The sequence below is a fragment of the Leptospira kobayashii genome (assembly GCF_003114835.2).
GTDB classification, from domain to species: Bacteria; Spirochaetota; Leptospiria; order Leptospirales; family Leptospiraceae; genus Leptospira_A; species Leptospira_A kobayashii.
Window position 1 is genome coordinate 2,904,482 of record NZ_AP025028.1, and the last position, 21,838, is coordinate 2,926,319.

At 43.0% G+C, this 21,838-nt stretch carries 18 protein-coding genes and 1 tRNA gene; 9 read left to right on the forward strand and 10 right to left on the reverse strand.

What is annotated here, in order from left to right; translation table 11 throughout:
• Positions 1-11 precede the first annotated feature (11 nt).
• Entirely contained in the window at positions 12-803 is a 792-nt protein-coding gene (gene tatC / locus DI077_RS12985; RefSeq protein ID WP_174705635.1) for a twin-arginine translocase subunit TatC, read from the forward strand.
• Complete coding sequence (gene rktP, locus DI077_RS12990; protein ID WP_109020237.1) at positions 793-1,902, forward strand: Arg-Lys translocation region protein phosphatase RktP; 1,110 nt, start codon at positions 793-795, stop codon at positions 1,900-1,902. Before tatC ends, rktP begins: the two co-directional genes overlap by 11 nt.
• 55 nt (positions 1,903-1,957) lie before the next feature.
• On the opposite strand, the gene DI077_RS12995 is transcribed toward rktP, so the two are convergent.
• From DI077_RS12995 to DI077_RS13025, 7 genes are all read right to left on the reverse strand, one after another.
• Entirely contained in the window at positions 1,958-2,359 is a 402-nt protein-coding gene (locus DI077_RS12995; protein ID WP_109020240.1) for a DUF4345 domain-containing protein, read from the reverse strand.
• 35 nt (positions 2,360-2,394) lie between these two features.
• Positions 2,395-3,675, reverse strand: coding sequence for an ATP-dependent Clp protease ATP-binding subunit ClpX (gene clpX / locus DI077_RS13000; RefSeq protein ID WP_109020243.1), 1,281 nt, complete (start codon positions 3,673-3,675; stop codon positions 2,395-2,397).
• Positions 3,676-3,689: 14 nt separating this feature from the next.
• Positions 3,690-4,289: an ATP-dependent Clp endopeptidase proteolytic subunit ClpP gene (gene clpP, locus DI077_RS13005; RefSeq protein ID WP_109020246.1), complete on the reverse strand. Its 600-nt coding sequence runs from the start codon at positions 4,287-4,289 to the stop codon at positions 3,690-3,692.
• Between the two features lie 3 nt (positions 4,290-4,292).
• Entirely contained in the window at positions 4,293-5,636 is a 1,344-nt protein-coding gene (tig, locus tag DI077_RS13010) for a trigger factor (RefSeq protein WP_109020248.1), read from the reverse strand.
• Between the two features lie 111 nt (positions 5,637-5,747).
• Positions 5,748-5,819: transfer RNA gene (locus DI077_RS13015), tRNA-Gly, on the reverse strand.
• A gap of 65 nt (positions 5,820-5,884) precedes the next feature.
• On the reverse strand, positions 5,885-6,577 hold the full coding sequence (locus tag DI077_RS13020; RefSeq protein ID WP_109020250.1) for a TenA family protein: 693 nt from the start codon (positions 6,575-6,577) through the stop codon (positions 5,885-5,887).
• 268 nt (positions 6,578-6,845) lie between these two features.
• Complete coding sequence (locus DI077_RS13025; RefSeq protein WP_109020252.1) at positions 6,846-7,508, reverse strand: arylesterase; 663 nt, start codon at positions 7,506-7,508, stop codon at positions 6,846-6,848.
• A 270-nt stretch (positions 7,509-7,778) separates the two neighbouring features.
• On the opposite strand from DI077_RS13025, the gene DI077_RS13030 reads away from it, so the two are divergent.
• On the forward strand, positions 7,779-12,020 hold the full coding sequence (locus tag DI077_RS13030) for a chitobiase/beta-hexosaminidase C-terminal domain-containing protein (protein ID WP_242935195.1): 4,242 nt from the start codon (positions 7,779-7,781) through the stop codon (positions 12,018-12,020).
• Here DI077_RS13030 and DI077_RS13035 read toward each other — a convergent pair whose 3' ends face one another.
• Positions 12,021-13,211 carry a DUF3095 domain-containing protein gene (locus DI077_RS13035; protein WP_109020258.1) on the reverse strand — a complete coding sequence of 397 codons (1,191 nt, stop codon included), beginning with the start codon at positions 13,209-13,211 and terminating at the stop codon, positions 12,021-12,023.
• Between the two features lie 91 nt (positions 13,212-13,302).
• Between DI077_RS13035 and DI077_RS13040 the strand changes: the two genes are divergently transcribed.
• Positions 13,303-15,069, forward strand: coding sequence for a glycoside hydrolase family 3 protein (locus tag DI077_RS13040; RefSeq protein WP_109020261.1), 1,767 nt, complete (start codon positions 13,303-13,305; stop codon positions 15,067-15,069).
• A 30-nt stretch (positions 15,070-15,099) separates the two neighbouring features.
• Here the strand turns inward: DI077_RS13040 and DI077_RS13045 are convergent, their stop codons facing one another.
• Both DI077_RS13045 and DI077_RS13050 read right to left on the reverse strand, forming a co-directional pair.
• Entirely contained in the window at positions 15,100-15,618 is a 519-nt protein-coding gene (locus DI077_RS13045; RefSeq protein ID WP_242935196.1) for a hypothetical protein, read from the reverse strand.
• 50 nt (positions 15,619-15,668) lie between these two features.
• Positions 15,669-16,811 (reverse strand): hypothetical protein, encoded by a 1,143-nt coding sequence (locus DI077_RS13050; RefSeq protein ID WP_109020264.1) that lies wholly within the window; start codon positions 16,809-16,811, stop codon positions 15,669-15,671.
• A gap of 46 nt (positions 16,812-16,857) precedes the next feature.
• Between DI077_RS13050 and murA the strand changes: the two genes are divergently transcribed.
• The 5 genes from murA to DI077_RS13075 all read left to right on the forward strand — a co-directional run bounded on the left by murA (position 16,858) and on the right by DI077_RS13075 (position 21,837).
• The gene (gene murA / locus DI077_RS13055) at positions 16,858-18,162 is read left to right on the forward strand and encodes a UDP-N-acetylglucosamine 1-carboxyvinyltransferase (RefSeq protein WP_109020574.1); all 1,305 of its coding nucleotides are present in this window, start codon (positions 16,858-16,860) and stop codon (positions 18,160-18,162) included.
• A complete protein-coding gene (locus DI077_RS13060) occupies positions 18,163-18,840 on the forward strand; it encodes a 4Fe-4S dicluster domain-containing protein (protein ID WP_109020267.1) in 678 nt (225 codons plus the stop codon).
• A 228-nt stretch (positions 18,841-19,068) separates the two neighbouring features.
• The gene (locus DI077_RS13065; protein ID WP_109020270.1) at positions 19,069-19,383 is read left to right on the forward strand and encodes an LIC10235 family protein; all 315 of its coding nucleotides are present in this window, start codon (positions 19,069-19,071) and stop codon (positions 19,381-19,383) included.
• A 180-nt stretch (positions 19,384-19,563) separates the two neighbouring features.
• Positions 19,564-20,349, forward strand: a complete 786-nt coding sequence (locus DI077_RS13070) for a hypothetical protein (protein WP_109020575.1) — start codon at positions 19,564-19,566, stop codon at positions 20,347-20,349.
• Positions 20,350-20,472: 123 nt separating this feature from the next.
• A complete protein-coding gene (locus DI077_RS13075) occupies positions 20,473-21,837 on the forward strand; it encodes a FliI/YscN family ATPase (protein WP_109020273.1) in 1,365 nt (454 codons plus the stop codon).
• Position 21,838 lies beyond the last annotated feature (1 nt).

The following is a 21,838-nucleotide window of genomic DNA, read 5'->3' on the forward strand; positions in this document are numbered from 1 at the left end:
TTCTTTAAGCCTTGGCGAAAGTAAAAAAAACAAAACCTCTCCCCTTACCCGAAAACTCAGAAATTAGGGAAAAAGTCATGACCCTGGGCGAACACTTGGAAGAGCTTCGCCAAAGGCTTATTTACTCCATGCTCGTGATTTTTGCGTTTATGGTGGTGACTTTGTATTTTGGAGCGGAAATCCATTCCATTTTGATCAGTCCTTACCGGGCAGTGCTTGGTCCCAACGCACATTTTTTTCAAATCCAGTTGATGGCGCCGTTTATCATCTATTTGAAAACTTCATTTCTGCTATCGGTTCTTGTGGCATTGCCGATTTTGCTATTTATCCTTTGGGGATTTATCGTTCCTGCAGTGGACTCCAGAACCGAAAAATGGGGAAAGTTCATCATCTTATTTTCCACACTTCTTTTTTGGTCGGGACTCTTGCTTTGTTGGTTCACCGTTTTTGAAAATTTCTTAAGAGTCTTTCTTGTAGTTTTGAGACCGGAAGGGATAGATCCCTATCTTCCTATTGATGAATACTATGATTTATTTTTTAATCTTCATCTCGTTTTCGGAGCTTCATTTCAATTGCCGATTGTTTTGATTTTACTGGGAAGAATCGGCATACTCTCCTCCGGTTTTTTGCTTTCCAAATGGAGAGAAGGAATTCTGATAATCGCTGTCGTTTCTGCGGTGCTTTCTCCCGGACCGGATGTATTTTCCATGATGATGTTACTTGTGCCATTGAGCTTTTTGTTTTTTGTATCAGCCATTTTGATGAAGATATTGGAACGATCGGATAAAAAACATGAATATTAGAAAATTAAGCGTTCGCACTAAAATCCCAATCCTACTGGGACTATTCTCATTCTGTTTATTTTTAATTCTTTTTCTAGTATCCGAATTTGCTTTCCGTCACTGGCAAAACCCAACGGGAAAAAGTACGATCGCATTCAAAATGTTAGGACTGTATTTGTCCCTAATATTTGCAGGATGCGTTGCGGGACTCGCCTACTATCTATTAGGTTTTATTTACAAAATATTCCGACATATCGCAAGTGAAATCCAACACAAAGATCTTTCCGCGAGCGAAGACAGAGCGGACGAGTTTACGGAAGAAACATCCATCATTCGTTCCATCAAACTCGCATTGTTCCAGGCGGGGAACGGAACTCTCGGCGCCATAGGTAGCGAAGATCCGAATTGGGTGGAAACGAAGGCTACTAGTCTTTTGCGACTTATGCCGGATATAGAATTGAAAAAAATCCACGGTTGGGACGTGTCCGCTTACCCCAGCGTAGTAAGACATGCTAACAGTGACTATATGCGGATTCTGAAAACCAAGGACGGTTTTGTGGGAATCCTTGCCGGTCATTTGGAAGCGGGGATTACGGAAGCTTCCGAGAGGCTCTTTGTTCATGGAATATTTTCCAGTTTTATCGATACGGAAGACACAACGGCACATGTTCTGACAAGAATAGAAACCGCACTCCGCAACCTCAGCCTAACTGGCCTTAAACTATCTCTATTCGGGGTGGGTGCGGAAAAAGACAAGTTGCAGTTTTTACATTTTATGGACATGCCTGTATTCCAATTCTCCAAACAAGGAATCCAAGTCATAGAAGGAAGCGGAGATGATTCTTGGCACGCAGTTCATGATCATGAGTTTTCCGTGGCGGACGGAATCGAAGTGGGAGACTATTTGGTCTGGGGAAGCGATCGCACCTTACAAGAGTTTGGTTTGACCTCTTTTGAAATTATGGAGGAATTTGTGGATTATCTATTGGATTTGAATCCCAACTCTTCCAGAGAGATGCTTCTCGCTATCGCGAAAAAAATGCAAGGTCTGGGAAAAGAGAGAAACCTTACAAACCCGCTGGAAAACCTAAGCATCTTTGTGTTCCGCAGAACTAAATAAAACTTAAACCCCGACTAGAAAGGAATAGAAAGGGGATGAAAAACCGTTCTTGATTTTAAGAGTTGGATTTTTTCTGACTGATGAAATGCGCAGTTATTATGACTACCGGAAATACCAATTCAGGAACAAGATAACCAATCCAAAGTCCGGCAGGTTCAGGTAAACCTACCACCGACATGGAAACAAGCCTTCCGATGGCAGCAATCAGTACTGCTAAAGCAAGTAAATAAACCAATGTAGTTTGAGTTCGAATCGTCCAAGCTGCCCAACCGCTAATCAAACCCAAAGACAGATAAACTCCCGCCATAAATCGATGCAGGTTGTCCAGCCTCGGGCTAGTTGTAGGCTCACCTAGATACATTTGCAGAGTTCCACCAAAGATAGCAATTGCAGCGATAAGAAACAAACAAATTTGTACAATTCGCATACTAACGGATATTTTAGAATCTGCGTTCATTATTTGATCCTTACTTTTTTAGATGATGAAACCAATCAGGCGATTTTTTCTATATCGCCTTTGAGAATTGTAATCGGAGGTTCGTTTCGGAGGACAGTATCTTCCGTAACCACAACTTCCAATACATCCTTTCTGGATGGGATCTGAAACATCAAATCCATCATAATGTCTTCGATGATCGCACGCAGTCCCCTCGCCCCACTTTCCCGTTTGATCGCAGTCGCAGCAATGGCGCCGATGGCGTCTTCCGTAAACTTGAGTTTTACATTCTCGATATCAAACATCTTTTGGTATTGTTTGAGGAGAGAGTTTTTAGGTTCGGTAAAAATAGATTTCAAAGATTCTACCGTTAATTCATCCAAGGTGGCAACGATCGGCAAACGACCGATAAATTCCGGAATCAAACCGAATTTCATCAAATCATCAGGGATCACATGATGAACCAAATTGTCATTGGTATCGATTGCCTGGCCCATCTCGTTTACCGCTTCACCGGAATGGAATCCTATCGACTTAACACCAACTCTTTGTTTGATGATCTGGTCGAGGCCTACAAAAGCTCCCCCGCAAATGAACAGAATGTTTTTTGTTTCTACAGGGATGTATTCCTGGTGAGGATGTTTGCGTCCTCCTTGGGGAGGAACATTGGCAACAGTACCTTCTATGATTTTAAGCAATGCTTGTTGCACACCTTCGCCTGACACGTCTCTAGTGATCGAAGCGGAATCGGATTTGCGGGAAATCTTATCGATCTCGTCGATATAAATGATTCCCATTTCCGCACGTTTTACATCGTTGTCGGAGTTTTGGATGAGTTTGAGAATGATGTTTTCCACATCCTCTCCCACATAACCCGCTTCCGTAAGTGCAGTCGCATCTACGATGGCAAAAGGAACTTTTAAAATACGAGCCAAAGTCTGGGCAAGCAAGGTCTTGCCCGATCCGGTAGGACCGATGAGCATGATATTGGATTTTTCCAATTCCACTTCGCCCGCTTTGCGATCGTTATGAAAAATACGTTTGTAGTGATTGTAAACGGCAACAGCGAGTGCTTTTTTAGCCTGCTCCTGCCCGATCACGTACTGGTCTAAGATTTTTTTGATTTCAAGAGGTTTCGGAATATCGCCAACGATAGCGGTTTTTTCACCACCTTGCGGCTCTTCTGCGATGATTTCATTACAGAGAGAAATACATTCATCGCAGATATAAACTCCAGGACCTGCGACCAAACGACGAACCTCGTCTTGTGCTTTGCCACAAAATGAACAATGCAATTTTTCACGAGTATTCCCTGTTGTAGTCGGACGTTTGGTCATGGAGAGCTCCTTTTTTAAGCTTGGATCTGTTTGCGTTCTTGGATTACGTTATCAATGATCCCGTATTCCTTCGCTTCTTCCGCGCTCATATACATATTGCGCTCAGTGTCTTTTTGAATCTGTTCGGTTGTTTTGCCGGAGTGCTTAGCATAAAGTTCGATCAGCTTATCTTTTATCTTAACAATTTCTTTTGCGGAAATTTCGATATCCGACGCCTGTCCGCCTGCTCCACCGTAAGGTTGGTGCAACATAATTCTGGAATTGGGAAGTGCGGAACGTTTTCCTTTTGCACCGCCAGCCAAAAGAAGTGCTGCCATGGAAGATGCCTGGCCGATACAAAGGGTTCTTACTTCCGGTTTGATGAGCTGCATGGTATCATAAATCGCCATCCCGGAACTTACGTAACCACCTGGACTATTGATATAGAGGTAAATATCTCTTTCCGGATTTTCCGCTTCCAGGAATAATAACTGCGCCGAAATGACGTTCGCATAAGCTTCGTCAATTCCGGAGCCTAGGAAGATAATCCGGTCTTTCAATAGTCTGGAGAAGATATCATACTGACGTTCTCCTCTGCTTGTTTGTTCGATTACGTAGGGCATTAATGTTGACATGTTTTATTCTTTCCCGCTCAATAATTTCTCTGCTTCTTCGATGGAAACCGATTTAGGAGATTTCTTATCTACCTCACCGTAAACAAACTCGTCGATTTTATCAAACAGGAATTTGTCCCGGTAAAAAGTTTCCGCCTTTTGTTTTTGGACTTCTTTTTTGAGGGATTCGGTCGGAATTCCTTGTGTTTTGGCTTCTTTTTCGTAACCTTCTTCCCATTCTTCGTCAGAAATCGTGATTTTGTATTCTTCTCCGATTTTGTGCTTCAAAAGGTAGGTTTGGATTCGCTTTTCAGCGGCTTTTCCGAAGGATTCCCGAACTTCGGATTCTTCTTTGCCCAGTCTTTTTGCGTATTCCGGCAAAGTCGTATGGGGAAGACCGAATTCATGGATGAAGTTATGGAAAACTCCGTCCGTTTCCTCTTTTATAAGAGATTCTGGGATAATGAACTTGGATTCTTTGATGATGTCCGTATAAGCTTCGTCGATCGCTTTTTTCTTAAGCGCCGAAACGAAGATTTCTTCCAATTGTTTTTTGGTTTTGTCCTTTAACTCTTGTAAGTTTGCAGAACCGTCCACCTCGGAAGCAAAATCATCATTGATATCAGGGTAAGTGACTTTGTAAATCGCAGTCACTTTTACGATGTAAATCAATGTTTTGCCAGCGGACTCGGGGGACTGAGGGAAAGAATCAGGATAACGGAAGTTAAACTCTTTTTCATCGTTCATCTTCATTCCCAAAAGATTGTCTTCGAAACCAGGAGGATTTTGGGTCGCCCCCATTTGAAATTTGCCGGTTTGGTATGCGTCAGGAAAATCTTTTCCTTCTTCTTTGAACTTATAATTGATTTCCAATAAATCGGTAGCTTCGACTTTATCGCCCTCTTCTTTGAGGCTGTTGCGAGCTAGGTTTTTTTGCATTCCTTCCAATTCTTTCTGGATGTCTGCATCCGCTATTTTGATTTCTTTCGGTTGGATCTTGATTTTTTTGAGTTTGGGAAGTGTTACTTCCGGTTTTGTGTCGTAAGTCGCCTTCGCTTTAGCGCCGGTTTTACGATCAAAACTCTCCACTTGAAATTGAGGGATGCGAATCGGTTTGTGTTCCAATTTGTCGAACAAGTCCGCCATCGCTTGGTTTAACATAACATTGGCGGCGTCGTCTATTACGGAATCACCCAATACTTTTTCCACCATGTCAAGCGGAGCTTTGCCGGGGCGAAATCCCGGGATCTTGACTTTTTCTTTCGCTCTTTCGTAAGCTTTTTTATAAGCAACTTCTACCTCGGCGGCATTGAAGGTAATGGTTAAATCGCAAGATGCGTTGTTGTTTTTCTTTGCAGTAAATTCCATGCTAATTCCAATATAAAAAATTTCAAGAATGGGGGAGGAGAATCAAGAGCCACAATAGTCAGAAGTAAGGAGGGGATCTTTTTGTCTTCTGCCTCTGTCTAGACCTCTGTTAGCGGGAAACGGGACTTGAACCCGCGACCCTCTCCTTGGCAAGGAGATGCTCTACCGCTGAGCTATTCCCGCGAGAGGTTTGAGTAACACCATGATTTTTTGAAACAGTTCTTTCGCAAGGAAAAAAGAAAGAAAGTCTAGTGATGCCAAGTTTGTTTTGTCCATGCTTGGTCCCAGAACATCCATTCGTAATGAACGCTTTTTTCAAAGGCAAGTATGGCTTTTTCCCTGGTTCCCGCGTCCGTTTGGTCCGCCCATTTTTGCAATAACGCCAAAAGATTTTTCATATATTCGTTGAATCCGGGATCGGAATACATACGAAGCCAGTCTCCATAAGGATGATCATTTGGGATCGTTCCCATCTTTTGCAATAAGTGCTGTCCGAGCTCGATATAAAGCCAAGGACAAGGTGCAATGGCGGATAAACCTTCAACCGAACTTCCTTTCAGTGCCGCGGATACCATATGATTTTGATAGGCCAAATTATTGGGGGTTGGTTCCGTATCTGCGATTGTCTTCGCATCATATCCCAATTTTTTTCCATAATTCAAATGCAATTCGTTTTCTACAACAAGTGACATTCTCGCGGCGTCAATCAGCCAAAGTTTATCTTTCGGATCACTTGCCTTTGTGGAAAGAATGGCGCAAGCATCGGAAAAAGATTCCAGATACTTTGCATCCTGAATCTGATAAAACCGAAAGGTTTCGGAAGCAAGACTGCCGTCCGCAAGTGCAACCACGAACGGATGAATGAAGGAGGCACCGAATGCATCTTTCGCTTTTTCTTTGCATGCCTTTGCAAAAGGAGGAATAGGAAAAGGTTCTGACATAATAGTCGATAGAATGAATCGAAAAGAGAGGCTGTCAACCGGTTTTAAGGGGACGGGGGATGGCCCGGATGACGGGGGTTAGATGGAGAAGGAATATAGTACCCCGCCCGATTGAGGGTGGGGTACTGGACCCGCCACCCAATGTGCTCCATTTAGCACGCATCAGTTGAATTTGCAAATACAAACGGAAATCTATTGATTTTTTTCGAAATTTGTTCGCCTTTTTGCCCGAATTCGCATCTGCTTTTCAGCGAAACCCCGAATGAATTTACTTTTCCGCCAATTTTTTCAAATAAGGGTAAACCGTTTCTGCTACAAGTTTATGCCCCTCCGAAGTAGGATGAATTCCGTCTTTTTGATTTAACTTCCGTATGGTGGCAACTTTCTCCAATAAAAACGGGATAAAACTCAAGTCCTCTTCCTTTGCCAGATCGGGATAAATCGAATCGAATTCTGCTGCATATTTTTTTCCCAAATTCGGAGTGGCACGCATACCAACGAGCAAAATCTTACAATCCGGATAAGAAGATTTCACCTTTTGAATCATCGATTTTAAATTGGACCTTGTGATTTTGGGAGAAATACCGCGTAACATGTCATTGGCGCCAAGCTCCAATACGAAAATATCCGGCTTCTGACTCAACACCCAATCAATCCTGCCCAATCCTCCACTCGTAGTATCACCCGAGACACCTGCGTTTGTTATCTGGTAATGAAACCCTTCCTTTTTCAAACGACTGACTACCAAATGAGGCCATGCCTCTTCATAATCAAGCAGCCCGTAACCTGCCGTAAGAGAATCCCCGAAAAAAATAATTCTAGGTTCCGTAGGACTGGATTCCTGTTTGGCGGTTTCGCTCTCTGTTTCTTTGGAAGAATCGGAGCAGGATAAAAAAACGGAGGAAAAAAGCAGAATCAAAAATAGCTTCATAGTTTCGATATTTCCAACGGAAGAAAAATTGTCTATTGAGAAAACATAGTAGTATTCACCACAGAATGTATTTCCCGGAAGATAGATAAAAATATCATTTAACGTATGTTTGTCTGTTTCGTATAGCGAAATTCACTATATAACAAAATCATAAGAATTGCCCTTGACCCACAAAAGATCCTCATATTCTGTCTAAATGGAACAGTGAAGTTTTTTATGCGAAAGTTAAGCCTTATATTATTGGCTTTGATTTTATCTTCTGGGTGTTCGTTGAAATTAAAACGCTCCCCTTGGGAATTTATCTCCCTCAGCAATTTTTTAAAACAATTCTTAGGATGGGATCGTTATTCCATCGGAGGAACTGCAAAGAACATCCTGGGAAAAAATCTAAAAATTCAAATCGAAACAAGAGCCAACTTCGATACAAGTCCGGTGATAGAATCTCTGGAGATTGTTTCTTCCGGCTCCTTTCATTTTGACAAAAGTTATTCCGATCGCACCACTTATAAAATTTCCCTGATAGCCTCTCCTTCCGATCCGACTCAAGTTTGTGAAGTGACGGGAAGCGAAGGCATGATCAACGGCTCCAATGTTACATCGGTTGGAGTCGAATGCGGGGAAGCGATTTACGTGCAAACCCCGGTTTTTTCTCCACCACCTAGCGAATATTACTTGGCCCAGTCCGTTCAAATCACAAGTGCAACGGACGGAGCAAAAATATATTATTCACTAAACGGAATTTCACCCGATTGTTCGGGAAGCAACGGAACGGTTTATTCGGGCTCCGTTTCTCTCGCGGCGCCTACGGCACCTCCTACAATCGAATCACATGACTTGCGGGCAATTGCCTGTAAGGCGGACAAATCTTCTTTTACACAAAGAGGGGATTATACGATTACAAACGGATTATTAGGAACTCCCAATTTCAATATTCCGCCGGGAACTTACACAACCGCTCAATCATTGACAATGACTCCACCGGGAAGTCCTATCGGGATCGCAATTCATTATACAACGGACAATTCCGCACCGACTTGCACTAGCACTTCAGGAACTTCCGTGGCAATTTCCGCATCAACAACAATAAGAGCTATTTCCTGTTTGGCGGGATATACCAGATCATCGGAAACAAGCGGATATTACGAAATTACAGGTACAGTAGCAGCGCCTAATTTCAGTATGTCGGGAGGAACTTATTACAATGATCAAACGCTTACTCTCTCCTCCCCTACAAGCGGTGCGTCCATTAGATACAACCTAACAATCGGAAGCACTCCCTCCAATCCGGACTGTTCCAGCTCGACGCTTTATACGACACCACTTACAATCAATCAGGATGATACGAGAATCGTCGCAATTGCATGCCGGTCCGGATGGGCGGATTCCACATTTTCTTCCCAAACCTACCGGTTGACTGTGGCCGATCCCATACTAAGCCCTGTTAGTGGAGATTATTCTTCCAACATTTCGGTTTCCGCTTCCACAACCACATCGGGAGCGAACATCCATTACAGAGTCGGGGCGAGTGCCTCTTGTTCCGATTCTACAACCGCACCTTCCCTTAACATCACCGGCTCGGAAACGATAAACAATGTTTATTCGATTGCCTGTAAATCGAATTACACGAGTTCTGCGATCATTTCGGGAATTTATACCATGACAGGTACGTTACCAACCCCTGTTTTTTCCTTAGCTGCAGGTGCCTACGGAGGAAGTCAGTCCGTAACGGTTTCCGCGGGAGCGGGCAGTCCTTCCGGAACCAGTATCCATTACACTACCGATGGCTCGGGACCTACTTGTGCCAGTGCCACATCGCCTAACCCCATTACAGTTGCAGCAAGTTCTACTATCATCGCAATCGCTTGCAAATCCTCACCTGCCTGGATTTCCTCTTCTGTCGTAAGCGCAAGTTATACGATCAACGGACAATTGACCGCGCCGAGTTTTTCCGCAAACCCGGGCCTTGTCTCCGGAATATATGAAAACGAACAAACAATTACTATCAGCTCCGATCCGGGAACAACAATCTACTATACGGTAGGAAACGGATCTCACACTCCTCCTACTTGCGGTACGGGAAGCGTAGGAACCAGCGCAACCATTTCCGCTAACACAAATAACGTGATAAAGGCGATCGCCTGCCGGGCAAGTTACACGGACTCTAATGTTTCCACTTCGGTCTCTTATAATTTAAAGGCAAATATACCTTCCCCTTCCGTATCTTCCGGTGTTTATCAAATCGCGCAAAACATTGGTTTCAGCTCGACCACTTCGGGAGCAACCATCCATGTCACTCATGGCACGAGTCTACCTTCCGATCCTTCTTGCGCATCCCCTACCGGAAATGTTTCCATACCTCTGAACACTCCCTCTTATTATATCAAAGCGATTGCTTGCAAATCGGGTTTTACCGACTCTGATATTTATACGAGCGCAGCTTATACAGTCACCGGGACTGTTCCGGCTCCATCTCTTTCGGGACCAGCCGGTGTCCTAAACACGCTTACTTTAACGGAAAATTCCCCTCCCTCGGGACAAACTTTATGTTATCGAATCGGCGCTGATCCGGAATGTTCGGCAACTAACGGAGGTTCTGCCCTAAATACGGGAGGATTTTGCGCTTCGGGAACAGTAGCCTATACCGCTCCCGTTCCTATCAACGTAAGCAGTGACTTCAGAGCGAGAGCCTGTAGCAATAATTATATCCAATCTTCTGTGATCCAACAAACGGTAACCATCGGCGGAACGGTAGGAACAGTTAGTTTTTCTCCGGATCCGAATACTGTCGCTAACAATGATTATACCACAACTTTAAGCGCTTCAGGATCTTCTGTCATATACTACCGCACGGATGGAATCAATCCTGATTGTACAGGTGTAGGAGCAACAGCGGGAAATTCCATCAGCATCACTCAAAATTCCTTTTCGATCAAAGCCATAGGATGCGCAGCTTTGACAAATCCTTCCGCGGTTGTTACAAAAACATCCAATTTGCAAGTGGCGACGCCGACTCTCACCTCACCGGGAGCCGACGGAACTTTTGACAGCGATATTGTCGCCGTTTGGGGAACTGTGACAACCGGCGCAACGATACTTTACAGAATCGATGCGTCTACTCCGGATTGTGCGGCACCCGCTGCATCAGGAACCTATACTTTTTCCAGTTGGATCAATCTCCCCGTGGCAGGTTCGGGAGGAATCCACAATATGCGTGTTATCGGGTGCAAAACAGGTTACGGGTCAGCTTCCGCAGCCACAGGAACTTTCACCTTCACTGCCGCCACTCCCGTTTATAAAATAGGTACAAGTATTTTTTCGCCTGCTACAGCGACATTACCTTCCACAACCTTACTGCTTTCAACTGCAACCGGAGGAGCTAATATATGTTTGTTGGATACGGGTTCCAGTCCGGCTTGCAATACAAGCGGAGGTTGCTCGGTAGGAACTGCATCCAATCAATTCCAGCATAATACGACAGGAACCAAAACGGTAAAAGCAATCGCTTGTAAAACAGACTACTTAGGTTCCGCAGTCGAATCAAAAACTTTCACATTGGATTCTCCCAAACTTAGAATCTTTCTCTCGGAAACAACCACCGATGGAAATCGTTCTACCGTAAGTGCAGATGCCTTGTGCAATTCGGACGCAGGCCGACCTTATACGGGTTCCGCTTATAAAGCACTTAGAATGGGTGGAGGAAGAAACGGAACCACCGACTGGATCATGTTAAAGGGTTGGGACTATTACCGGGCGGACGGAACTACTCTTATAGGATCAAGTTTGCCAGCGGGACCCGGTTGGACGAGCGGAACTCTTTCCAACTCCATCAGCTCTACGGCCGGGAATGTCTTTACTGGGATTGAGATGGATGGTAGCGGGAATTTTATCGAAAGCGGAACCGTTTGTAGCGGTTGGGCAACAAATCTTGGAAGCGTATATGCACGTTCGGGGGTTTCGAGCGTAAATTCGAATGCCGCTTTTTCCGCAGGAGCTAATCCTTGTTCTACGACCTCCAAACTTTACTGCATGGAACAACCGATTGGTGCAAAAAGGATCTTCCTGACAAATGCCACCGTATCCGGAGCGGTCGGATTGTCCGGAGCGGACAGCGCTTGCAATAGTGACGCAAACAAACCGACAACGGGGACTTACAAAGCCTTGATTTCAACATCCGCACGAACTCCCGGCAGTGATTGGCCGCTTGCCGCCAACACATTGTATTTACGACCGGATCAAATAACCCCGACAGGAATCACGAATGGTTCCAAACAATTCGTTTTCCCTTTGATCAATTCTATTTCTACGGTAAGCGGAACTCAGAACGTATTCACCGGAATCGATACAAGCACGAGCACTTGGACCACCGGCGACAATTGTTCCAATTTTTCCGATATCACCCTATTCAGTTCCATCCTGAAAGGTTCCTCGAATGCGACAAGCCAATCCGCTTTGAATGACGGAAGCGCAAACTGCTTATTAGCATCCGCACTCATTTATTGCGTAGAACAATAATTATACTACTTCCTGTTTCGATGTGGCCATCTTTCTCTTCTGTTTCCATTCTTTGGCGGCAAGTGTAAGTCCTCCCCCCGCCCCATCCACAAAATGTACTTCTTGAGAAGCGCCTGCCTTTAAAATACAAGTCATAAGGGATTTAGTGGATACGAAATGTCCGAATAAAATGAGTCCGTCCGATTCCATGTTTTCCAAAAACTGTTCCAATGCGATCCTGCTTTTTTTAGAACCGTGAATTACCATCTTCAACGTACCGTCAAACTTGCGAAAGTCGGCGGATCTCGCCTGATATTCTTTTAATTTATCCAAACGGTAATGAGAGGACTTCAAGGGAATTTTGTATTTGATCGCCATGGACACCGCCAATTTTTCAAATTTGATTTTTGCAAGTCTCAGATAATACTCGATTCCTTTTTTACCGTTGCTATGTACCAATGCTTCTTTCTCTTGATAAGGCCCTTTGTCCAATTCCAGTTGAGATAGAGGAACGGGATGATAATCTTCCTCTTCTCCGAATTCCATCCGAATAAAATTTAACACTCGTGATATGATCTTTGCAGTGGACTCGTAATCTTTGCGGGTAGGTTCCACTATCATGGAAACCACTTCTCCCTTTTCGCTGGGAATATCCTGCCATCTACAGGTAAAGCCGGTAAAGTCGGCGTCTGTTGTTCTTTCCGTTTCGCGGACAAGAAAAGACTCGTCTTCCTGTGATTTAACCCAAGACTCGGCAAGATCCAATCCGTTTCCGAAAATCAAACACTGGTTATAATGAATGGAGGCTTCGAACTTGCTCAAATAAACTGTCGCGCCTCGTTTGTACAACTCCTGTACCGGAACGATCCCAGCTTTCATCTCCAGATCGAATGTGGTTCTGATTTTACCGATCGTATCCGCAATGGCGGAACGAACAGAAGGCAAATAAGTGATAGGAAGTAAAAAAGTAACTCCGTCTCCTCCAAACACAAATGGAAAATCCATATGCCCGTAAACGTTTGCCACAGCGATTGCAATGAGTCCGCCTGCAGTGTTTACATCTTTGTAGCGCCCATTATCGATTGCTTTTGTAGAACCTGCGATATCCGTGATCAGTAAAAACCAATCTTCCGGTACAGGCAAAAATTGATTCCCTTCAAAAACGGAACGAAAGTCGCTGCTTCTATTTAAGGTTTGGTAAAAATCATCCACTCGTAAAGTTTAAACCTCCCATAGGTTCCCGAAACTACTTTATTTTCTTTCTTGCAAGCTCCCCGCTTTTCCCGATCTTAGATGGTAGAATATGAACAAAGTTTTACTTCGATTGAGTTTTTCTATCTTCCTGGTTTTCGGATTTATCGGAACTTCCTATTTTTTTAGTTTTTATATCACAGAACTCCGTGCGGATGAAAGAGAGGCTTGGTTGGATAAAAAAGCCTGGGACATCACAAATAAACTTACAGATGAAGAATTAGTAGGACAAACCATTCATATTGCCATCCCTTCCAAAACAGTAGATGCAATCGCTACAGAAGAAATTCAAAAAACAAAACCGGGTGGAATTATTTTATTCGGAAAGAACCTGGGCAAAAAACAGGAAATCATTTCTTTAACGTCTAACTTACAACAGACGGCAAGTTCCGAAGGCTTACAACCGTTTTTGATTTCCACGGATCAGGAAGGAGGAAGGGTGTTCCGTGTTCAGGATGGAATCACCGAATACCCCGGCGCCATGGCTGTGGGGCAAACCGGAAAAGAAGAATGGGGTAAAACAGTAGGCTTTGTTACTTCTTATGAATTGAAAGAATTGGGAATCAATTTCCTATTCGCACCGATCCTGGATATCAATAATAACCCGCAAAATCCGGTGATCAATACCAGATCTTTCGGTTCCGATGTGGAACGTGTTTCCCGTGTTGCAGTCGCTTACGAACAAGGGGCAAGACAGGGAGGTGCTTTGCCTGTGATCAAACATTTTCCGGGACACGGAGATACAAATGTAGATAGTCATTTGGGATTGCCTATCATCAAAAAAACACTGACGGAACTGGAAACATTGGAGCTAGTTCCTTTCAAAAAAGCGATAGATTCCGGAGCGGAAGCGGTGATGACGGCTCATATCGTTTATCCGTTGATAGACGAGAAATATCCCGCAACACTTTCAAAAAAAATACTAACAGGTATTTTACGAGAAAAACTGAAATTCAACGGAATCATCATTACGGATGCGATGGAAATGCATGCTATTTCCAAAAATTATGAAAAAGACAGACCGGGTGTGCTCGCCATTCTTGCAGGGGCAAATATAGTACTTCTTACCAGTTGGGGAGATACGGCACGTCGTTTTAAAGAACAACTCTCGGATGCTTATGCAAAAGGAGATTTTTTCGTAACGGACAACGAAGGCAAAAAAAGAGATTTGTTAAAAGAAGCGGTATTCAAACAAATTCGGAAAAAACTGGAGATGGGGCTTTATTATACTGCGCCGCCTACTCCGAATATTTATTCTGAAAATGAAAACATCAAAGAGTTTTTAATAAAAAAAGAAGAAACGCGAAATCTGAAATACAAAGAACTCACAGAGAATGGAAACTTCTTAAAAAACATAACAAACGATTCGATCCGCGCTTACCCGAATGTTTTTTCTCCTCCGAAAGATCAGAAAGCATCAACTCTCAGTCTTGTAAAAAACATCCATCTGAAAAAATCCTTGGATAAAAAGGGAATTCAAGCCGTCACGGCAAAACAATTGACTAAGGCGATTTCAGGGAAATCCATCACTCATATTCTGATGGATTCCAGTTCGGAAAAAGAGATTTTAAACATTGCAAATCTTTCCAAAAAATATCCGAACAAACGTTTTGTGGTGCTTCACGGGGGAACTCCTTTTGTAAAACTCCCGGTTCTACCTAATTTAAGTTACCTATTGTCTTTTTCTCTTACTTCCCATTCCTGGGAAGCCTTGGGGGAGAAATACAATGCAGGAGAAGAAATTCCCAAAGTGGATTTGATTCTTTTGCCTAAAGATTCCAAAACTCCTGTGAAGGGAGCTTTTCCAGAGGCATTATAACAAAAGTTAAACGAAAATTTTAAAAGAATTTCAATTCCACTTACAAGCGGATAAATCCACTTTTTCGAAAGCCCAGGGTTTATGCGCATGTTTTGCGTTTTTATTTTCAATAAGATCGAACGATTTTGCCTCCGGAGAAAGACTGTCAAAGTAGATGGAGAAAGGAGTGTTTTTCATTCGAGTGCGTTTAGGACAAAGATCAACACCTTCGGACTTCAAAAATGAATACGAATTTCCCTTATCGTCTTTAAACACCATCCCTTCTTTTAAAACACATACCAACTTGGATTCTTTGGTAAAAAGTTCGAGTTTTGTTTCCGTTTGAGATACACATACTTGATTCAAAACAACAACTCCCAAAAACTCCGAGTGCAAAGAACAACATTGGGCCGTCTGATTCCAGGCTCTCTCGTTTGGGAGAGATTTCTCTACCTTCGGTTGTTCCTGCTCCACTACCTGAGGAGAAGAACAGGAAAAAGTTAAAAATATAAACAAAGAACTAAAAACAAGATATGGATTCAAAATAGAAGAAGTCGTTATGTTATTCATGTTTGGGCCTTTCGGAATCCATAAATCAATACAGGCCTTCTTCAAAAGAATCAAGTCAATATCTCACGACTTCCTCCTCTTTTTTTGATTTCTTCATAAACTTGTTTCCTTGCAAACTCATCCGCATCCACATAACGAATCAGATACAATTCTCCCTTTTGTTTCACCGGAAACATCTTTCCTCGAAAAGAAAAACCGGGGCCATCGGGAAAAGAAAAACTAACTTCCCAAAGGTCTTGCACTTTCCAAATATCCGGAGAAATATTGGGAGGAATTTCAAAGGTTAAACCTCGATCCGAAATCCTCTCTGACAAAGCGGTAAACGGTTTTGCAGTGTCGGGAAGCGCAAACTTCGACTCATCCTCTCCATGTTGTTCTTTGGAAATTTTGCGTAACATATCCAATTGATGATCGATGCTTTCTTCGGACAAAATCAATTTGCTCCGGTCAAGCTCAATGGATTCTTTGGTTGCGTCTTTCGGCGGCCAAGGAGAGATATTTAATGAATATCTTGCGAGAAGCATCAAATGTGCTTCTCCCTTTCTTTCAATTGTTCCGTTAAAATGAAAAACAATTCCGTCTTGGTTGAGTTTGGTGACCACTCCGTGAATCAAATAACCGCCGCTACTTGGTCTAAATACGTATAAACTCGCTTGTTTGCCTAAAACCAAAAATTCCTTGGAAAGCGCTTTGGTAGAAAGAAGCAGATCATCTTTCGTTTTTTGCATTACATAAGTCAGCTCTTCTTTGCCATCCGCTTCCAGCGCACCGATTTCTCCGACGGGGATATCTTCCAAACTATCAATTTCTTTCTTCATATCAGCGGAAGAACGGAAAAGTTTATCAAAAAGATTCACTTCTTTCTCCGTAGGGTTTTCCGGAGTTTTTAGAAAATAACGATAGAGAGCATTCCTAAGTTTGCCTCGGTTTTCCGGATGGAGATATTTTTCCGCCTCTTCCGGCTGCAGGCTTTCGTAGAAAGAATGAAGGATATTCATCTCTTGCTGATTGCATTTTCTTGCAAAAGCAAACTTCTGAAAATCGTTCCAATAGCTAAACACATGGGATTGCCGACTTTGCAGATAATTCATAAACCGAATGTAAGCGAAAGCCGCAAGACCGATCAAAAATAGGTAGAAGATATAAATTCCTTCGAATTTCGGAAATATCCAAACCTGTGCTACAAGTTCCATAAATTACTTTTCCTTAGAATTGCTCATGTTTCCATGGGAGGTAACTGTGAGCTCATCCTATTTTAAAATCATCGGTAAAAACCCTCTCCACGGGACCATAGTCCCCCAAGGAAACAAAAACGAAGCCCTTCCCTTACTCGGAGCGCTCCTCCTTTGGGAGGAAGATGTTATCTTGGAGAATCTACCTCAAATATCCGACGTTTTAAAACTTTTGGAAGTATTAAAACAAATTGGGGTAGAAATTACTCAACTGGATACACGTGGATCTTACCGCTTTCATAAAAAAAATAAAGTAAAATCGGATCTTCCTTACGAACTTTGTTCTCAACTGAGAGGGGCTGTGACTCTTGCAGGTCCGATACTTGCCCGGACGGGAAGGGTATTTTTACCCAAACCCGGCGGAGACAAAATCGGCAGACGCAGAATGGACACTCATCTACTTGCCTTAGAAGCATTAGGTGCAAAAATCGAAGTTTTTCCCGACGGTTACGAAATCACAGCGGAAAGATTATTCGGAAAAGACATCCTCTTGGACGAAACATCGGTTACCGCAACGGAAAACGCGGTCATGGCAGCTGTTTTTGCCGAAGGAACCACAGTCATCCGTAACGCAGCTTCCGAACCTCACGTCCAAGGATTATGCCGTTTTTTGACCCAAGCAGGTGCAAAAATAACAGGGATTGGCACCAATGTTTTGGAAATCGAAGGGGTTACCAGCTTACATTCCCCTGGCGGATGTTTAACGCATAGAATCGGTTCGGATTATTTGGAAATCGGCTCTTTTATTAGTTTAGCGGCAGTTACCGGCGGAGAAATACTCATCAAAGATGTAAACCTCGAAGATCTGAGAATGATTCGAATGGTTTACTCCAGACTAGGAATTGAAGTAAGACCGGTAGAAGGAGGCATACTTGTTCCTTCGGATCAAAAATTAGAAATCATACCGGACTACCATGGAGCCACCCCGAAAATCGATGATGCCCCTTGGCCAGGGTTTCCTGCGGATATGACATCGGTCGCACTTGTCACTGCTACCCAATGTCAAGGAACAGTTCTTATCCATGAAAAACTTTTTGAATCCAGGCTCTTCTTTGTAGACAATATCATTGCTATGGGCGCACAAATCATCCTTTGTGATCCGCATAGAGCGATTGTAATCGGTCGTTCCCGACTTTACGGACAAAGGGTAGCAAGCCCCGATATCCGGGCCGGGATGGCAATGATCATTGCAGCTCTTTGTGCGGAAGGGACAAGCGAGATCCACAATATCGTTCAGATTGACAGAGGTTTCGAAGGAATTGATACGAGACTACGTTCCTTGGGAGCCCAGATCGAACGTATTCCCGGTTAGATGAAAAGAAAAGACCTTTTCAAAGAAGGATTTAAGTCGGTCTTTCAATTCGCATTCGAAAAAACCGACGATCTCTCCCAAGCGATCAAGGAAGTTTGGGAAGATGAAAAAAAAGCGGCAGACCCACCAAAAGAAAAAAAGTTCCCAAAAAAAAGAGTTCCCAAAGAAAAAATTGTAAAAAGAAAAAAAACCAAACTTTTCAGAACTCTATCTCTTCCACCTGGGGCAAGTAGTCAATTTTTTTCCTTATGCACAGGTTGCAATGAATGTATTTTTTCTTGTCCTTATACCGTCTTATTCCCTGTTACATCACAAGAAACCAGAAAGAACTTTCCTTTTTTCGATCCGAATGCAAAAGCCTGCCATTTGTGCGAAGATTGGCCATGCATTCAAGCTTGTCCTGAAAAAGCTTTGGAGACGTACGATGTGTTACAAACAAAACCTAAATTCGGGAAGGCGAAAGGCCTACACGAACATTGTATCAATCACAAAACAGGCGAAAAAACCTGTGATGCCTGTTTTACGGCCTGTCCTATCGAAAAAACCGTACAATTTAAAGGAAATCTGCCGGTTTTTGCCTCTTCTAGCTGCACCGGATGCGGTCTCTGCGTAGAGTCTTGCCCTAGCTTTCCTAAGGCGATTCGGGTCGAGACTTTAAAAAATATTAACATTGATTAAATATAATATTGAACACCTATTCAATGTTTAATTGAATATAATTTTTTGACAATTTACGATAGTAAAACACGTAGTAAACCGTCTACTTTAACGCATTACGTCAAAAAAACGTTATTCGAAGAAAAAAAAAGTTGAATTTTTTTTAGCTAGAGAAACATAATCAGTATTAGAGCTTGAAAAAGCTTCGTCAGACAAAAAAAATTCTAGAATTTAAAGGAAAAGAAAGCTATGGAACCACTAAAAGTAGGACCTGGACAAATCGACAAAATTGCAGATGATCTTAAAAAAGATCCGGAGAAATCTATCGGAAACTACCTATTCAAAGGTTTCCGCATTCAGATCTCCAAATATAAGGCATCTGGTGCAGAAAGAGTTCAACAACTTTACAAAAGAAGAAGAGCGCAAGGTCTTTGCATTGTTTGCGGAACTAAAGTTTCTCGCAAAAATCCATTGACTGGAAAATTGTACAGATTATGTGATGAGCACCGTGCTCAGATCGATCAAAAAAATAAAGAAAAAGCGAAAGCAAAAAAAGGGAAATAAATTTCCTTTTTCTTCCGCTGGAAAAGGGGACTCGGTTAAGAGTTCCCTTTTTTTTGCCCTAAAAACCGCTTCTTTCTGCTTTACATCCTCCACAGACCTAAGGTATGATTTTTTGTTATGAAACGATTGGTATTTCCTTTTTCATTGCTCTCCTTCTTATTCTCCATCCAGTGCTCCCAAATGATCTGGAAAGAAACAAATCTCCAGCCAGAAATTTCTCCTTCAGAATCAAACGATATAGCATTGTTACTCGAAGTGCACTACGAAGAAAAAGATCCCTGGAATCCTTTGAACGGAACCACTGACAAAAAAAATTATTTCACAAAAGCTGACTTAGTAGAAGTACGATCCGGTGCCTCTAAAATTTTAAAAACTTGGAAGATCCCCTCTTGGGCTTTGGCGGAATCCGCTTTTTATCACAAAGGGGAAAACACTGCTTTTATCTTACACGGAAAAGACGACGAATACGGAACCCTAAAACAACGATTAACCGTTTATCCCGGAAACAAACCTGCTTTCAGTTATCCGGCCACACCTGAAAATCTGGTGATCTTTCAAGCTAGCCCGTCACCTAACGGAAAACTAGTTGCATTGATTACTGCCGAGTCCAATACAAATTGGGAATTTACGGAATTCCAATTGCGAATCCTAGAACCGAGTTCGGGCAAAGTAAGCAGTCTGCCATTGAGTTTCTGGACGGCGCTGCCGGTATACGGAGTTCGTTGGGCCACAGACAGCGGAAGTCTATATGTAAGAACTCCCGACCGTGTTTACCAATGGAAAGACGGGAAATTAACGGATGCAAAATCATTTCCGAATTGTTTCACAAGGGCGACTAATTTCGGAAAACTTGCCTATTCGGATTCGTTTGTAGAAGGAACAAATCCCTACCAAATCAAACTGGGAAAAAAACTATCCGATCCCAAATTTATCTCTAAGTTGGAAGATATAGAAACCTGTAGATAAACTAAAAAAGGGAATCAAGGTGACTTATGCGCTTTGGTTCTCTTCTCCCCCTCAAAATCCGGATTTTGCTCCTGGAATCGCTTGATTTTATTATGTCACATTGCTAGAGTAACGTAAATCCAGATGATCGAGAAAAAATTCACAGAGCACATCGACGCCATTTCCAAATATCTGAATGTCGTCGAAAAAATCGAACCCATCCGAAAAAGTGGGGTTGTGGTTTCTGTGATCGGGAATGTGATTTATTCCCAAGGTCCCCCCGATTCCAAAGTGGGGGAAATCCTGGAAGTCGAAAGAGGAAGTGACAAAGGTTATTTGGCATGTGTTCTCGTCGGATTCAAAGATCATCTTTACACCTTAATGCCATTAGGTGATACTCAGGATATTTTTCCTCATGCTTTTGTTTTTTCCTCCGGTCGTAAAATCACTTTGAATGCAGGACCGGAACTACTAGGAAGGGTTTTGAATGGACTCGGCAAACCGATCGACTCCAAGGGTCTACTGATCACAAAAGAAGAGCGGGCTTCCGAACCTAAATTTTTAAACCCGTTGGATCGTCCTCCCATCACCGAGATTTTGGAAACAGGCGTACGTGCCATAGACGGAATGCTTACCGTCGGTCGCGGCCAAAGAATAGGAATCTTCTCTGGCTCAGGAGTCGGTAAATCGAGTTTGCTTGGAATGATCGCCCGTTATACGAGCGCCGATGTGAACGTTGTCGCTCTCATCGGAGAGAGGGGGCGAGAGGTAAATGAATTTCTAAATGTAGAGCTCGGAAAGGAAGCTCTCGCCAAGTCGGTTGTATTTGTAGCTACCTCCGATTCCTCCAAAATGGAACAAGTCAGTTGTGCCCATCTCGCCTGTTCGGCGGCGGAATTTTTCAGAGACAAAGGACTCTCGGTAAATTTATATATGGATTCTCTTACCCGTTATGCGGAAGCATTGAGAGAACTTTCCATAGGGGAACCGGTAGTCACAAAGGGTTTCGCTTCGAGTGTTTTCACAAAGATGGCAAAATTGGTGGAAAGAGCCGGCACATCGCATAACGGAGGTTCTATTACCGGATTTTACACCGTACTAACCGATGCGGAAGATGATATGGATGATATCGTTGCGGATAAGGTGAGAGGATTTATCGACGGACATATCATTCTTACGAGAAAGCTCGCGGAAAGAAGCCACTTCCCTGCAATCGATGTTCCCGCATCCCTTTCCCGACTGATGCAAAAGATCGTAAATGAAAATCATTATATGCATTCTTCTCTCGTCAGAGAGTTGATTTCCAAATACAAAGGTTCGGAAGATATTATCCTACTCAACGCTTATACAAGAGGAGCCGATCCGAAAATCGATATGGCGATTGATAAAAAAGAAGCGATCGACGATTATCTCATCCAAAGGATCGAACAAAAATCCACTTACGCGGATGCAACTGCCAAGCTTGCCGCCATTCTTACTTCCCAGTCCCGCACGGAAGAAGATTTTTAAG

Coding starts and splice junctions, on each gene's coding strand:
- rktP (WP_109020237.1), top strand. CDS start 793: ATGAATATTAGAAAATTAAGCGTTCGCACTAAAATCCCAATCCTACTG.
- DI077_RS12995 (WP_109020240.1), bottom strand. CDS start 2,359: ATGAACGCAGATTCTAAAATATCCGTTAGTATGCGAATTGTACAAATT.
- clpX (WP_109020243.1), bottom strand. CDS start 3,675: ATGACCAAACGTCCGACTACAACAGGGAATACTCGTGAAAAATTGCAT.
- clpP (WP_109020246.1), bottom strand. CDS start 4,289: ATGTCAACATTAATGCCCTACGTAATCGAACAAACAAGCAGAGGAGAA.
- tig (WP_109020248.1), bottom strand. CDS start 5,636: ATGGAATTTACTGCAAAGAAAAACAACAACGCATCTTGCGATTTAACC.
- DI077_RS13020 (WP_109020250.1), bottom strand. CDS start 6,577: ATGTCAGAACCTTTTCCTATTCCTCCTTTTGCAAAGGCATGCAAAGAA.
- DI077_RS13025 (WP_109020252.1), bottom strand. CDS start 7,508: ATGAAGCTATTTTTGATTCTGCTTTTTTCCTCCGTTTTTTTATCCTGC.
- DI077_RS13040 (WP_109020261.1), top strand. CDS start 13,303: ATGAACAAAGTTTTACTTCGATTGAGTTTTTCTATCTTCCTGGTTTTC.
- DI077_RS13045 (WP_242935196.1), bottom strand. CDS start 15,618: ATGAATAACATAACGACTTCTTCTATTTTGAATCCATATCTTGTTTTT.
- DI077_RS13050 (WP_109020264.1), bottom strand. CDS start 16,811: ATGGAACTTGTAGCACAGGTTTGGATATTTCCGAAATTCGAAGGAATT.
- DI077_RS13060 (WP_109020267.1), top strand. CDS start 18,163: ATGAAAAGAAAAGACCTTTTCAAAGAAGGATTTAAGTCGGTCTTTCAA.
- DI077_RS13065 (WP_109020270.1), top strand. CDS start 19,069: ATGGAACCACTAAAAGTAGGACCTGGACAAATCGACAAAATTGCAGAT.
- DI077_RS13070 (WP_109020575.1), top strand. CDS start 19,564: ATGATCTGGAAAGAAACAAATCTCCAGCCAGAAATTTCTCCTTCAGAA.
- DI077_RS13075 (WP_109020273.1), top strand. CDS start 20,473: ATGATCGAGAAAAAATTCACAGAGCACATCGACGCCATTTCCAAATAT.